Source organism: Bacteroides faecis (assembly GCF_020091505.1).
Lineage (GTDB): Bacteria > Bacteroidota > Bacteroidia > Bacteroidales > Bacteroidaceae > Bacteroides > Bacteroides faecis.
On sequence record NZ_CP081916.1, the window covers coordinates 1,652,425 to 1,666,944 of the forward strand.

Annotated in this window: 11 protein-coding genes; all 11 read right to left on the minus strand. The window is 44.6% G+C overall.

Translation table 11 applies throughout. The features are described from left to right. Positions 1 to 14 precede the first annotated feature (14 nt). Positions 15 to 1,493: a sodium:solute symporter gene (locus tag K6V30_RS06625; RefSeq protein ID WP_010536305.1), complete on the minus strand. Its 1,479-nt coding sequence runs from the start codon at positions 1,491 to 1,493 to the stop codon at positions 15 to 17. A 91-nt stretch (positions 1,494 to 1,584) separates the two neighbouring features. Next, the gene (locus K6V30_RS06630; protein WP_022301297.1) at positions 1,585 to 2,877 is read right to left on the minus strand and encodes a lamin tail domain-containing protein; all 1,293 of its coding nucleotides are present in this window, start codon (positions 2,875 to 2,877) and stop codon (positions 1,585 to 1,587) included. Positions 2,878 to 3,091: 214 nt separating this feature from the next. Beyond that, positions 3,092 to 4,126 (minus strand): DUF4857 domain-containing protein, encoded by a 1,035-nt coding sequence (locus K6V30_RS06635; protein WP_022301296.1) that lies wholly within the window; start codon positions 4,124 to 4,126, stop codon positions 3,092 to 3,094. Between the two features lie 43 nt (positions 4,127 to 4,169). Beyond that, a complete protein-coding gene (locus tag K6V30_RS06640) occupies positions 4,170 to 4,838 on the minus strand; it encodes a hypothetical protein (protein ID WP_022301295.1) in 669 nt (222 codons plus the stop codon). Positions 4,839 to 4,887: 49 nt separating this feature from the next. Continuing rightward, entirely contained in the window at positions 4,888 to 5,775 is an 888-nt protein-coding gene (locus K6V30_RS06645; protein WP_055269101.1) for an ABC transporter ATP-binding protein, read from the minus strand. A gap of 22 nt (positions 5,776 to 5,797) precedes the next feature. Beyond that, entirely contained in the window at positions 5,798 to 6,364 is a 567-nt protein-coding gene (locus tag K6V30_RS06650; protein ID WP_055269102.1) for a PepSY-associated TM helix domain-containing protein, read from the minus strand. Further along, a complete protein-coding gene (locus K6V30_RS06655) occupies positions 6,351 to 6,938 on the minus strand; it encodes a hypothetical protein (protein ID WP_010536311.1) in 588 nt (195 codons plus the stop codon). Before K6V30_RS06655 ends, K6V30_RS06650 begins: the two co-directional genes overlap by 14 nt. A 33-nt stretch (positions 6,939 to 6,971) precedes the next feature. After that, complete coding sequence (locus K6V30_RS06660) at positions 6,972 to 8,591, minus strand: fimbrillin family protein (RefSeq protein ID WP_224207268.1); 1,620 nt, start codon at positions 8,589 to 8,591, stop codon at positions 6,972 to 6,974. A 32-nt stretch (positions 8,592 to 8,623) separates the two neighbouring features. Beyond that, on the minus strand, positions 8,624 to 10,132 hold the full coding sequence (locus tag K6V30_RS06665; protein WP_055269103.1) for a DUF6850 family outer membrane beta-barrel protein: 1,509 nt from the start codon (positions 10,130 to 10,132) through the stop codon (positions 8,624 to 8,626). Further along, the gene (locus K6V30_RS06670) at positions 10,125 to 11,357 is read right to left on the minus strand and encodes a DUF4876 domain-containing protein (RefSeq protein ID WP_055269104.1); all 1,233 of its coding nucleotides are present in this window, start codon (positions 11,355 to 11,357) and stop codon (positions 10,125 to 10,127) included. The genes K6V30_RS06665 and K6V30_RS06670 overlap by 8 nt, the downstream gene beginning before the upstream one ends. A 4-nt stretch (positions 11,358 to 11,361) precedes the next feature. Further along, positions 11,362 to 14,175: a TonB-dependent receptor gene (locus K6V30_RS06675; RefSeq protein ID WP_055269171.1), complete on the minus strand. Its 2,814-nt coding sequence runs from the start codon at positions 14,173 to 14,175 to the stop codon at positions 11,362 to 11,364. Positions 14,176 to 14,520 lie beyond the last annotated feature (345 nt).

Consider the following 14,520-nt stretch of genomic DNA (forward strand, 5'->3'; position numbering starts at 1 on the left):
CTTTAATTTTTTATTTAATCGGGAGAGTTTGCAGATACTTTTACTTTGTCTTTCCTTTTTATTAGTATGCAAAGTCCTGAAAAGGTGAAGAGAGCATTAAGTATAAGCAACTCGTAACTAATCTGATATCCGTTGAACCAGGCTTCCGAGTGACTTTGCAATATGTAGCAAAGTGCAGGAGAAAGAATAGCTACCAACGGAATATATTTATCATAAACTTGTTTCCTGGTAAATATGCCAAAAGCGAATAACCCGAGAATAGGACCATACGTATAGCTTGCCAATGTATAAATAGCATCAATGACACTGGTATTATTCAGGAGATTGAATACAAAAATAACAATTCCCATAATAACGGCCATACCGATATGAACATGTTTTCGTATTTTGCTGAGAATCGCATCCTCTTTCTTATGGGCATTGAGGATATCTACTGTGAAAGAAGTTGTCAGAGCGGTTAGTGCCGAACCGGCAGCAGAATAGGCAGAGGCTATTAACCCGATAATAAACAAGATGCCCACCATTCCGGGAAAATAGTTTCCGGTAGCAATCATGGGAAATAATTCGTCGCTTTTAGCCGGATTTTCTATGCCTTGCCGGGCTGTGAATGTATAAAGCAATACTCCCAACATCAGGAAAAGCAATATCACGAAAAACTGTGAAATGCCACTGGTGATCATATTCTTTTGCGAATCCCGAAAGTTCTTGCAACTAAGGTTTCGTTGCATCATGTCCTGATCGAGCCCATTCATGGCAATCACTGTGAATACGCCTGCCAGAAACTGTTTGAAGAAATATCGTTTATCATTTACATCGTCGAAGAAAAACATTTTGGATAAATCGCTATCCGAAATGGTACTGATTAAACCGCCGAAATTCAAATGCAGGCTCGAAGAAATATAATAAATACAAAGTACAACAGAGACGACCAGGCAAAATGTTTTCAGCACATCAGTCCAGATCAATGATTTTACTCCTCCCCGGAATGTGTAAAGCCAGACGATAAATACGGTAAGAATCACATTTGCCAGGAAAGGAATGCCGAAGGGTTCGAAAATAAGCAGTTGTAAGGTCAGGCATACCAGAAATAACCGTACGGCTGCTCCTAACATTTTGGAGATGAAAAAGAACCACGCACCGGTTTTGTAGGAGGAAGTTCCGAATCGGTTCTCCAGATATTCATAGATGGAAACCAATTTCATCCGATAGAATAAAGGGACAAGTACAAAGGCAATGATGAACTGTCCGACGATGAATCCCAACACCATCTGTAAATAGGAAAAGCTGCTGGCTTGTACCATACCCGGCACCGATACAAAGGTGACTCCCGAAATAGTAGAACCAATCATGGCAAAAGCAACGATATACCATGCTGATTTACGATTCCCGACAAAGAATCCTTCATTGTCTGCTTTGTGTCCTGCTATGTAGGAGATGGTAAACAAGATCACAAAATAGGCTATAATCGTAACAGATAAGATGATTGGACTCATAGCTGCTGTTTAAATTCGTTTGTGGATGAAATCATCCGAAACTCTTTTTACTTCTTTGCTGACAAATGTAGGGATTTTAATCTATAAACTTTTATTCTTGTTCGTTTTTTCTTCCCGGAGTGCCTCCTGTTGCGTTTTTTGAGGAACTCCAGTTCGATTTTAGAGCCGACTTTAGCTCCGGTGATTTCTTTTCAAGAGATACACCCTGGTTTCTTACTCCTTCGTTATGCATCTTGTCGGAGTAAATGCATTTGTCTATGATTCTTGGTTTTTCTTCATTGGTGGTTATGGCCAGATAGCCTCCATCATTGTTTATTCGTGGGAAAGTGGATATTTGTATGATATTATTTTTGTCAGCTTTGTGCTTGTTGATAAGAGTGGCAGCAGATTTTGTCAGACAGATATACCCATGAGGAGGAAAGTCCAGCCTTTGATTCTTGTCCGGATGCTTCAAGATGGCAGTTGTCGTGGTTTGCGTTGTACCGGAACCATTGTCAATGTACCTCAATAGTTTTAATGACGGGACCGAAACAGTGGAGTTGGATGGATTGTAAAGCTCTATATACTCTGCACCATATGTTGCGTTATCATACATGATTTCATTTAGCAATAGTAGATTTTTTACTTCCTCCGGGTAATCGGGGAGAACGGGCTTTTCCGGTGTTTCTGGTTCTTCCGGATGATCCGGTGTTTCCCCCGGTTCCGTAGTTGTCTCCACATCATTGGACAATTGTATATGATGGAAAGTAAAGCCGTCACAGCGAGTCTTTGTGTAAACACAGTATATGCCACAACAGACGGAATTTTGTATACTGCTGTCTTTGACCTGTTTTTCTTTCGTATATTCTTCCTCTGACAGCAACCGTGTCCAGAAAGTCCAGTATCCATTGTTGTCGCATTCTACTTTGACGTAAAGTTTAGGTGAGTTGTTCCCCTTCATAAGCTCTCTGCCGGAAGCTAACAGTTTTAATTCTGCCCCGTTCTGCCGGTAAAGTGCCACGTTGTCTTTGGCTCCTCCTATCTGAATAAAATATCCGGTTAATTCACCGGAAAGGACGTTTGAAGAGGAAGTAAGGTAAAAACGGGCATAATTGTTGGCAGAAGGATTAAATGTCAGACGTACTCCAAACTCCCACCGGGTATTATGGACGGAAGAAGACGGAAATGTGATGTAGGCTGTGCCGGCATCTTCTTCCGGATCATTGAGATGTACTCCTTCTTTGGTATTAATGGTAAATTTATCCGTTTCTCCTGTCCAGGGAAGTTCGGCTGTAGTGGTGTCTTCTCCTGTTTCTTCCTTTGTGTCTTCATCGGGCGGAGGTGCACAATTGTAGAATGCAACCATGAAAAGACTCAAAAGAATCAGGGCTTTACAAACTTTCATACGGTTATAATTATAGTTGTTATCTTTTTTACCGTATTTGTTTGTGTGTTACGCAGAGGCAATTGCGGTGTGGATAATTGTTTGATGAGGCAAAGATAAGGTATAATGTTGAATAAATAAAAGATAGCTACTTTAGTTTTGCATACATATGTCGTTTAATGAAAAGAGTTGCCGCAGATCTGTTGTAACAAGACTTGGGGCAACCCTTTATCGATTACTCAAAACGCGGCATCACATATTTATCTGTATAAGAAGTGAAAGTAATACCGGGCATATAATGCGTATTCGATTCATTTTCCAATTTCTTTATCAGTGAATAATCATCCGCATTCAAAGCATAATAATTATCAGAGGCCGGGCTGGTCACCCGAACTGTCCAGTCGAACATATTGCCTATGATAGTCAGTGCATCCGTTTCGGGATTGAATGCAGGAATGCCTGTTTTCACTATATCGTATGTGCGGCTTCTCAGCACGTAAAAGGCATTATTGACATCTGTCAGAAAGGCAAGCGTCTTTTTGTTTCTGAATTCCGTCAGATACAGGTGCTCTAATGTCAGTCCTTCGGGTAACGGAATAGCGCGGACATAAGGGCGTCCTTTCACCTGTTTCAGATGGAACAGACGACGGTCGGCATCCAGCAGAAGATATCCTTCATCGTATTCCTTCTTCACCGTAGGATTTCCTACAATCTCAATGGCAGGAAAATGAAAATCTTTCTTTGCCATCGCTTCTGTGAACTGAAGGCTTTTTTCTGCATTTACACTGTTCGAAGCCATATCGATAAACTCAATACCTTTGGACGTAATGCGGAATACATCATCCGGCATCTTCAGGTCCACACGTCCGGACATGGACTCCAACAAAGGATAAAGGCCGATAGAAGGAGCATTGATATCCGTAGGTACACTGCGGAAATTGAAGTTTTCCGTCTGTACGATTTTCGGAGTGACGGCTATCCCGTTAATTGTATCCGGGAAGCGTTCGTCGGACATCAGTTGGCGGAAATAAAACATGGGGAGGATACTGTCGAAGGCCGCTTCGGAATAAATATTTCCGGCAGCATCGCGACGTACGGTTCCTTTTCCTTCTTCCTGTCCCATTAAGGCAAAGTCGCCGATCACGAAACTATATAGCGTAAAAGGAGTCTTCTCCGGTTTTACGACAAAGAAGTTGTAACACCAAGGCAACTGCCAGAGAAGCAGGAACGCGATGGTGACATATAATAGTATGGTACTGAAACGTTTCATCTTTATTTAATTCTTCATTTTTAGTTCTTCATTCTTCATTCTCTTAGTCCTGTTTTCCCGCTTTGAACCGCACTATGGAAAGCCATGAGAAAGAAGCGGTCAGCAAAGTATAAACCAATAGATACGGGAGGAACTTGTTGTAAGCTTCCGGTGTGGGCGACAGAAAGAAGATTCGCAGTAATAGCACGGCGATAATGAGATTGATGATTCTGCGTTTCCATGCCGGCTCGAGACAGATCCATGCGACGAGCAGGTATCCGGAAATACCGGCAAGATACCATGTAAGGGCAGTCAGCAATATATGATTCTTCAGTTCGTGAGCCAGCACTCCGCTTAGATAAATCTCCATCAGCAGGAAGTTGGAAGCAAAGCAGACAAGCAGCAACACTAAACCGGAGAACAGCATATTGCCCGTCATCTTCAGTTCGGGATAAGGCAGATGCAGGGTCAGCTTCAGACATTTGCGCTGCATCTCGGGGACGAACTGCACGACAGCCATCAGTACTCCGGCAATCAGGGGAATGTATTGTAACATCTCGATGAATATGGCGTCCCGTTGCATCATGACTTCCCATACATGCGCAGCGCCTTTCATTTCTACTACCCGGTTGATACGAAGCATACAGTAGCCTGTAAAACCGAGTGTCGTGATCACGGCAAGTAGAAAATACCACCGGGTCTTTATCCATTCTTTATAAAATATAGCGTACATTCTTTTGGAATTTTGATTGGTGAATTTTGATTTGTGAATGATGGAAACCTTAGTATTTACCGGTCAGACCGATGAAGGCGTCTTCCAGATTCACATGCTCGCTATGCAAGTCCGTATAAGGCACTGACATTGATTTCAGTTTCGCTTCTGCCTCTGCAGGCGGAAGGAAGGAGAATGTTTCCAGCGTATTCCTCATAACGGAAGGATGATAGAAATCATCGGATGCGGGAAGTTCGTAACCTTCGGGAACAGTACATGTGTAGCGACGTCCTTCTTTCAGTAATTCATCAATCGGTTTCTGAATCAGAATCTTTCCGTAGTCCATCATGATACAGTCGTCTACCAGTCGCTCCATATCCTGAATAATATGCGAGGTCAGGAAGACGGTTTTGCCTTCGGAGCGAGCGTAATCACGAAGATAATCCACAAACAGGCGGCGATAGCCGGGATCGAGTCCGAGTGAGAAATCATCTAATACAAGAAGTTCGGGATTCTGCGCCAGGATCAGTCCGAGAGCCACTTGTGAACGTTGGCCGCAAGACATGCGTGAGATACGCTGTCCGGGAGCTACTTTCAGCTTGTTCATCAGCTCATAGTAAGCCTCTTTTTTCCATTGGCCCGGGTAAAAGGCTGCGTAGAACTTCTCTATCTGCGTGATGGTCATGAATTGATACTGTACGTGCCCTTCGATCAGCAGTCCGATGTTGCGGCGCAATGCCGGAGCCATCGTCTGTATCTCCTGCCCGAAGATACGGCATTCTCCGGAGCGTGGTTTCAGATAGCCGCTCAGGATGTTGATGGTTGTGGTTTTTCCGGTACCATTCTTGCCCAGTAGTCCGAGGATGCGTCCTTTGGGGACTGTGAAACTGAGATTCTCGTAAATCAACCGTTTGCCGTAATAGTGCGTCAGGTTGTTACATTCTATAATTTGTTCCATTTTATTATATCAGTTATTCTGTTCAAAAGAAGAGAAGAAAAAGGACGGGAATGATAATTCCGACAATCATTTCTATTCCTCCTCTGCCGATAATACCTTTATTGCCTTTCAGCATGATGACTCCGGAAAGGGTGATGATGATGAGGCCGACTGCGAAGATATCCGCAAAGTAAGTCCACCATTGTCCGGGGTTGTAGTGCAAACGTGCCATTGCTCCGATGAGTGGCCGGCGGGTGACTGACTCGTAGACAGCCTCTCCCGTACTGACGTTTACCTGCAAGTTGGACCCTCCTTTCAGAAATACTTTCATGATGTCCGCTTTCGGGAAATAGTGTTTGGTATAGTTGCCTTCCTCTCCTAATGGTTGTAGCAGGGTAAGTACTTTTTCCTTTTTCATTCCCTCTTTGCCCGGTAGCTTCCCGGTAATCTTATATTCTTTCCGTTCGATGGAGAAGTTGGGATTGACAGTGTCACGATGATTCATTACAATGCCGGAAATGGCATAAATCAAGACCATTCCGGCAAAGAAAAATGATAAATCACGGTGTATCAGTCGACTCCATTTACGGATGCTGCTACTCCACTTCATACGAATTAGCTTCCATGAAATAGAAAGACAGATATTCTTTACCGCTGTTCGCTTTCCGGTCTGCTATCTTGGCACGGAAGTCGGCTATGCGGGCTTCGGGAGTGCTGGCAGTTTCACCGCGTGCTTTCTTTTCAGAGTCGCATCCGGCTTCTCCGTCGCCATGCTTTTCGGCAGCTTGTGCTTTGAGCTGTGCTTCCCAGTTCTGGAGGTAAGCTTCGTCAATGCGCTGTTCTTTCAGTGTTCCGGTGACGCGGACAATGGAGTTCACACATTTCGGGTCGAATGCTCCCAGTGTGCCGGCTTCTACGCGGATCACTTGTGTGTCGTCACTACCCATCAGGAAGATTTTCCTGGCACCATGCTTGCAGGTATGTGTGCAAACACCTTCGATGGTTACTTCTTGCCCTGCCAGACTTTCGGCATTGGCAAGAAGAGAGTCAATTTCTAAAGCAGACGATGTAGCCTGTTCTGTTGTTGTGTCCGAGGAACTTTTCTGTTGTTTGTTTCCACAAGAGGTTCCGATGAGGGCAACCGCCAGTAGGGCGATTGCGATGTTTAGTCTTTTTGTTTTCATTGTTATAGCTTGTTTTATATATAGTTTAAAATTTTATTCTGCTGCTTTGTCTCTTACGCAACGGAGTTGCTGACCGGACTTCATGCTGATGTAACTTAATGACAATCTGCCTTCCGGATATCTGGCGGATGTAAATGTACTCATCAATCCAAAGAACTGGATGTTCGTGAGTACGTTTGATGCATTGTACACTGGCTTATAGGCAGTTGAAGTCATATAATGATTCAAGGCAGGTTTATTATACCATTCTGTCTTTGTACTGGTAGCACTGGATATTACAGTCTTCTGATAACTGGGAGTGGCAGTGAAATTTGCCATCATACGAGTTCCGGAGAATTTGTAATTGAGTCCGGCATCAATCAGGGATTGAATTTTGGCTCCGTCATAGCCGCTATCATAGAAGAGGGCATCTTGACTATTATCCGGTGTTTTACCATCGGCATCAGCTGTAGTTTTACCAACAAGATTGAAGTATTCGATACGTGTCGGTATATGCCAGCCTTTCGGACAAATTCCTTGTGCTCCTTCAAAAGTATTATAATTGCTTTCGGTTATAGTTTTACCAAGTGCGGCTTCCATATCGTATAGATAGCCCAGCTCTTTTACAGAAGCATTGTCTGTTAGTGCGGTTGTTGCACCGTCTACGATTTCGTATGGATACCAAATATGAGAATCTGCTGTCGGGTCACTGGATGGAGTATATCCTTTAGGCAGATAGCAAAGTGGTTCAGCCATCCATATTGTACCGTTGGCAAGAGTTACGGTATTATACTTTACTTCGTCATATAAGAAATAGTTTTCGTCCAGATGCTCTTCAAAAGGAACCGTATTATCTGCTCCGATTTCTCCTTCCTCCGTCCAGTTTTCTATCTCACCACTGAGCGTCACAATGATATCATCGGACAATACACGGACATTGACACTATATTGACCACCTTGAACTAACGTTGTAGATGCGAGTCTTTGCGTCAAAGTCTTATTGTCTGAGGTTGTTACAGCAAGAGTGAATGCAACCGTCTGTGGAACTACGATAGCACGGTAAGTGGTGTTTTTTGTCACCTGTTGTGTTGTGACGTTTGCTGCCGCGGCACTCTCGCTTGCGGTTACCTTCATGGTAGCCAGATCGATATTGGCAGTGGGAACAGCCCCTCTGAGAACTACCGACGAAATATCTAAATGAGTTTCGTTTGTCACATTAATGACCATTTTGGTAAGCATGTGTTTGAAGACCATGCTGATTGAGTTAGCCGAAGGAAGTACTTCGGATTTGCTTGCCGCCATAAAGTCGGAGATTCCGTACTTGGCGCTCTGGTCTGCATGCACGGTGAATGAAGTCGGTACACCGGCTGAGGTATACGGATAATAAGCCACGAATGAAGACTTGTCGGTCCCTTCGGGATACCATTTCAGACTTCCGGCAAAAGCACCGTCATTGAAAGTCATAAGCTCATTCTTGGCATATTCCGTACCGTCTTCTTTAGTGATACTCAGACCAATCTGGTCCTGATTCTCGAAGTTGACTTCTGTGGCACGCGTAATAATAGGAGTGATAGTCACCCGGTCGACCGATGATACAACTCCGTTCTCTTCTTCTTGTTGGCAGGATGCCAGAAACGCTGCTGCCAGCACAAATAATATCCCCTTTTTCATCATTAGATAGTTTTATATTATGTAAAAGAATAAATTTAAAAAGTATAACCTAACTTAATCGTTTCGTTCCAGCGGCTCGAACCTTCTATATACCGGAGATTGAAGTCGTGTGTATAGCTACCCTGAACTTCCGCATAAATTCCCCGGTTGAAGTTATAGCGTAATCCGAGATTGAAAGTTGCTTGGGAAGCCGTTGCATATTCGTTTTGCAGATTGTAGTAATCTGTCAGACGATACGGAGGATCACCGGGTTCCGTATTCGTTTCGGCAGTCCTGTTTTTCTCGCTGGAGTTTCCTGTCGAGAAAGAGACGGCTGCTTTCAAATCTAACTTTCCCGTATGGAGCACTCCGGAAACATACGTCCGGCTGCAAAACATCTTTTGTGAAGCTACATAAGGATACATCTGGGTAGTGAGTTGTTTGAAGGTGGAAAGATGCGTTCCCAAACGCACTTCTCCCCGACGGCTCATTAGTTCATATTCGGGATTGGCCGTGAAAACTTCTTTTTCGAAGATACGGTTCGAACCATGAATATGAGTATTTGTCACTCCGTTGACAGTCTCTTTGCTCAGCACATTCTCATTGTTGACCAGATGAGACCATTGCAGATTGAATCGGATAAAATGCTCGTTACTGCCTTGCCTGAAACGATAGCTGATATGGGAAGTGAGCCGGTCAGTGGGAAATTTGAACCAGATGGTTTCTCTTTCACCGGCAGAGCCGGAAGAATGGGTGTATTCAATATCACCATAGAAACCCTTCCATTGAAACTGCAGTGCTCCTCCGTGTGATAACTCCTTGATAGGGAAACCGTTGATGCCCGATTCGCTCAGGTGAATGCCACTGCCATTCCATGTTTCGTAGGCTCCGTACATCAATCCTTTGTCCAGAAAAGCATTGTACAGACTTTCTGCCGTACCGATTACTTCCGCTTTGACTGATTCGCTGTTTTTACCGAAAATGTAGGAAAGCCCGATGGCCAGTTCTCCCGAATGATACATGATGCCGGGAGCCACTTGCAGATCCAGTCGGTAATTGGTATGACGCACATCTTTTCGTTTGGAGTAGTTGGCAGAAGCAAAGTCTATCTTTCCTCCCAGACGCCAGTTCGGGTTCAAATTGGTGGCTATACCTCCCATAAAGGAGTAAGTTTGCAGGTCTTTGCGTCCGGGTGTGAACTCCAGAATATCTACAGGATAAAATCCGGGATGGATAAACATAGAACCGCTCATATCCTTGCCGGAAGTGTGGTCGAACGAGAATGATCCGATTAAAGAGTAATCTTTCAGATGCGTAATGGACTTCGCTGTCGTTCCGGCACTCCACGTCTTGCTTGCCTCGTAAGAGTTGCGGAAGTCACCCTGATTATTGCTGCCATACAATTCGGCATAGGAGGCGTTCGTGTTCTCCATCATGATACCTGTGACATTGGCTCCGGCGTTCCATGAGTTGCGTCGTTCTACTATGTCATAAGTCTGTGCCGATATTCCGGACACGATACACAGCAGCAGACATTCTATATAGATTCTTTTCATATTACTCATGCAATGATGGTTTATCCCGTTCATAAAAATCGGTAGAAGAGTTGTTCGTATCTGCCATTACCTCATAGCCTGCCTCCTGCGTGGCCTCTTCGTCTATATGGCGATATAGGCTGCGTCCGCTGTACGTTGCACTTTGGGTGACGTAGCCGGCATCAATAGAAGGGGAGATTCTCTTTTTGTTGCTTGAAGAACCGCCATAATATACTTCCGCTCCGTCAATCACCCAGTCCAGAGGAATCTTTATGACCTGGTCCACTGTGCTTCCGGGCTTTTGTATGACGTTGCCCGCTCCAAGAACATAGTCCTGTATGGTAGTCCCTTTAGCCTTGAAGATGATGGTGGCGGGAGAAAAAATCGAGTAAGAATACGCATTGGCCTGTCCTGTCTTTATGACTACATTCAGGTGGTGGTCCGATGTGATTTGATCACCCGGAGCCGGATGGTACAGCGTATTCGGGAAATAAACATTGTTATAGCATACAAAGTACCCGGGTTTGTTCAGGTTGACAGATTGCGGGTATTGCGCCGCATGATCGATCGCTCCGTTGATGGCAATGACTGCATCTTCACCCGGTTGGAGGGGGAACGATTTGCCGGTACCGCCAAACTGCCAGATGCACTGGATAACGGGGGCGAAATCGGGGAAGATCGTTGCTCCGGTCATCTCGTCTTGTGTCACCCATACATTGGTAGAGTGTGAATTATAAGGATCGAGTGCTCCAAAGCACAAGCTGTCGAGGTACTGTACTTCCGAATCGTTGTTGTGCAGGATGATGTATTTGTCGGACTGATAATCTCCTTCCAGTGGCAGCTTTTTGCATCCTCCGCAATAGATTTCTTTGATAATGATTGTTCCGGCTCTGGAATGAGTCAATGGAAGGCTGAAGGTCATGTCGCTGTTGGCCAGTTTCACATTGTCTGCCAGTCCGTTGAAGATATGCGTTCCATTCTTGTCGCTGACCTGTATGCGGTATATACCATTGGTCAGTGAGAATTGTGCCGTTCCCTTCTTGTCGGTCTTTGTCCGGTAAGAGTTGCCACGGTCCACATCCTCTATTTTCACAGTCACTCCCTCCCGGAGATATTCAGCGTATTCATCCGGATAAACGGCGGTGACTTGCAGCGTATGCAGCTGGTCATCATAAGGATTGGCCTTGTCGATGTCCGTGCATCCGGCTACGGCATAAACAACAGTTACTAATAATATGTATATAGATCGCTTCATAAGTTTAAAATTTAACGCGGCAAGTGAGTCCGTAATAGAAATCCGGAGTGAAAACGGCACTGACACCGGTTGCATACGATTTCACATACGGTCGTGAGTTGGTAAAGTTAATAGCATTGAGAGACAGAGATACATGGTCACCGATCTCTTTGGTGATATTAATATTGGCGGAGAAATAAGGATCATATCCATCTGCGGCAAATGTATAGGCGTTGCCCGACTTGCGTATCAGATGGGCAAATTCCGGATTTCCGGCTTCGGCCTCGGTAAAAGGATGCACCTCATTGTTCAGGTCGAGATATGCCACCGGATAGATGGCCGTATAAGAATTGCCGTCATAAATACTTCCTCCTGTTTTTGTATGATTGTCCTGACTGACATTGAAAGCATATTCTCTGCCGTTGTACTCGGATATGTTTTGCGACCGCTTCACCAAAGAAGCTTCCAGCCTGCATGATATAATCAGTCTGGCTTTGGGGATACGGGTAATCGCTGTGATATTTGCATCCAGTGAGTGTGTGCGTTTGCCGTTGGCTGTTGCTGATGGATTGTCGCCATTGGCATAAATACCTACATATTGGTACGAACGGTTGGCAAGGCTGGTGTGCGACCATCCGTTCTGATAATAGTAAGATAGCGAATTGTCAATGTATTTGCTATACGTATAGGCGGCATCTACCCGGATTTGTGTACGGATAGGAGTTATTTCCGGAAAGTCGACAATCATTTCGGCTCCTCTGCGGACTACATCCGTTCCATTATCCGGTGAAGCAGACTTGACAAATGTCTGATCTGTTACTTTTACGTCCATCGGTGTCCAATAGCTGGATTCGTTTTCCCGTATATAGACCATTCCCGTCTGGTTGTCCACATTGATCTGCGGATTGGCGGGCATGCTGAATCCGTCCGGCAACTGAAGCACATTGTATGAAAACGGAGTATAGCTGTTGGTATATTTATAAGGCAGTTTCGTTCGGTTGAAATATCCGACCAATGAAACTTTTGTCCGGCCCATGTTCATGTCAATACCTAGTTCCGCATTCTGATTCCGCTGCCAGCGCAGCTTTTCGTTGTGTAGCAACGTGTATGGCTGACTGTAATAGATGTAGGATGACTCATTATTATTATAAGAAAGCCCGAATGTCTGGATGTCCCGGTATTCCTGTCTGGGATACAATACATAGTACGACGGCAGCTTTTCGGTAATTCCCCATCCGCCCCGGATGGAAATGTGGCTGTTCAACTGCCATTGGGCATTGAAACGGGGAGATACCGTATTCAACTTCTCATACTGTGTACCGCTGATGAACAGATTCTCCCAACGTACGCCTGCCATGAGTCTTACCATTGTGTTGCCGACAGGGAATGATAAGTTTTCTTCTGCATAAAGCGAAACATTGTGCATGTACGGATAAGATGTGTACGGACGCGGACGATATCCGTTAGGAGCTAACGAAGGGTCCTGATAGTATTCTCCCTCTCCTGCGTTTCCTGTCCCTTTCCATTGAACACCGGCCTTCAGATTGCTGTTCACATGGTTGAACCGTCGGTTCCATTCATATTTCAGTGATGCGGCGTAATCCAGTTCTTTGGAATCGATGATCTGGTCGGCAAAAAAGGTATATGGTAATTTGTTGGCAATGAAATAGCCTTCTTGTTCGGTGTGAACGGCAGGCTGTTCGGACGCGTAAGAATAGAAGGTATGCGCGTGCGAGTGATTGTCATTGAAGTATACGGATGCGTCAAGTTTGAGGTTGGTAACCCATGACTTGTTGAGCAACCATGTCAATGAGGTGTTTGCCCGAAATACATTGTCTCTTACTTTCGTGTATTCTCCGGTGTATGCATCAGGATCGTCCTTGGTGTTCATACCTCCAATGTTGCCGGTGAATCCGACATCGAATCTAAGCACCTTGCGGAATGTATTGCTATAGCCGGCAGAGAATCCTCTTCGTGTGTAAGATGTATAGGGTGAAGTTAATTTCTGAGTGGCTTTGGTCCATTCGCCGCTGATGTTGACAGTACCTTTGTCATTCCCTAAATCCAGTCCTTTAGAAAAGGAAACCTGTTCTGTACGGGGATTGACAGACAGGAGAATATTCCACGGGGTCTTGCCTTTTTTGGTATGTATCTTCACCATACCGCTGTTCAGGTCTCCATATTCTGCCGAAGGTACTCCTGTAACGACTTCGACCGACTCGATATCTGCTACACTAATGTTGCGGGTGTCTATTCCGCTCATGTTACCAAAAGAGGAATTGTTGCCAATGCGTACGCCATCCACTTCTACTGCCGTACCGAATGCCGCGTTACCTGCAGACGAACCTCCGTCTCTTAATGAAAATACATTGTTGTTGGTCAGGTTCGGAACTTTCGTTTTCCCTCCCGGAAGAAGGGAAGAGATATCGCTTACATTAGATACCTGCAAGTGTTCCAACGCATTACTTCCGATGAAAAGAGTTGTATTCAGTTCGCTTTTGGGAGCCTGTGCGGTAATCACCACATCATCCAATGCGAGCGTATTTTCTTTCAACAGTATTTTTAATCCTTTTATAGGATGGTTCACATCCACTTGAACTGTGGCCGGAACATAGCCGAGGAAGGAAACTTCCAGATTATACTTGCCTTCCTGTACTCCTTGTATCGTGAATTCTCCCTTTTGATCGGATATTGCCCACAAATAGGTACCTTTGATCAGGATGGATGCACCGGGTAATGGAGAACCCGCCCTTTCGTCGGAGATACGACCGGAGATAGAATAAATGTTGGGGCTGGCTTCAATTCTGAAAACAGTGAAAGAAAGAAGCAAGCAAAGCATTATTTTAAGTGCAGAAGATCTCATAGAACAAATTTTGTGCAAATTTCGCTCTATATCGCCAATGGTACAATCGCAAATAATGGTTAATTTTAGGTATATGAGTACCCATAAATAGGTATAGCTTGATTCCGTTTCCTGCTTTTTCTCTCCAAGTGAATTAAACATAGGTTTTGCTCCCATGCTCTCACTGTCTGTCTGTATCCCTTTGTTCATCGGTGTTTCAGCTATGGTAGCAACTGTGGTAGCAGAGTGAGAGCAAGCGTTTGCTCTCACTCTGTTTTTGTCCTGTAGTATATTGTTTTCCTGATGTTATTTGTTGATTTCTAGTGTGTTAATGCTTGATAT

Excerpts from the sequence above, each read along its gene's own strand:
- K6V30_RS06635 (WP_022301296.1), bottom strand. The coding sequence starts at position 4,126 with ATGAAACGTTTCAGTACCATACTATTATATGTCACCATCGCGTTCCTG.
- K6V30_RS06665 (WP_055269103.1), bottom strand. The coding sequence starts at position 10,132 with ATGAGTAATATGAAAAGAATCTATATAGAATGTCTGCTGCTGTGTATC.
- K6V30_RS06655 (WP_010536311.1), bottom strand. The coding sequence starts at position 6,938 with ATGAAAACAAAAAGACTAAACATCGCAATCGCCCTACTGGCGGTTGCC.
- K6V30_RS06640 (WP_022301295.1), bottom strand. The coding sequence starts at position 4,838 with ATGTACGCTATATTTTATAAAGAATGGATAAAGACCCGGTGGTATTTT.
- K6V30_RS06675 (WP_055269171.1), bottom strand. The coding sequence starts at position 14,175 with ATGCTTTGCTTGCTTCTTTCTTTCACTGTTTTCAGAATTGAAGCCAGC.
- K6V30_RS06625 (WP_010536305.1), bottom strand. The coding sequence starts at position 1,493 with ATGAGTCCAATCATCTTATCTGTTACGATTATAGCCTATTTTGTGATC.
- K6V30_RS06630 (WP_022301297.1), bottom strand. The coding sequence starts at position 2,877 with ATGAAAGTTTGTAAAGCCCTGATTCTTTTGAGTCTTTTCATGGTTGCA.
- K6V30_RS06650 (WP_055269102.1), bottom strand. The coding sequence starts at position 6,364 with ATGAAGTGGAGTAGCAGCATCCGTAAATGGAGTCGACTGATACACCGT.
- K6V30_RS06670 (WP_055269104.1), bottom strand. The coding sequence starts at position 11,357 with ATGAAGCGATCTATATACATATTATTAGTAACTGTTGTTTATGCCGTA.
- K6V30_RS06660 (WP_224207268.1), bottom strand. The coding sequence starts at position 8,591 with ATGATGAAAAAGGGGATATTATTTGTGCTGGCAGCAGCGTTTCTGGCA.
- K6V30_RS06645 (WP_055269101.1), bottom strand. The coding sequence starts at position 5,775 with ATGGAACAAATTATAGAATGTAACAACCTGACGCACTATTACGGCAAA.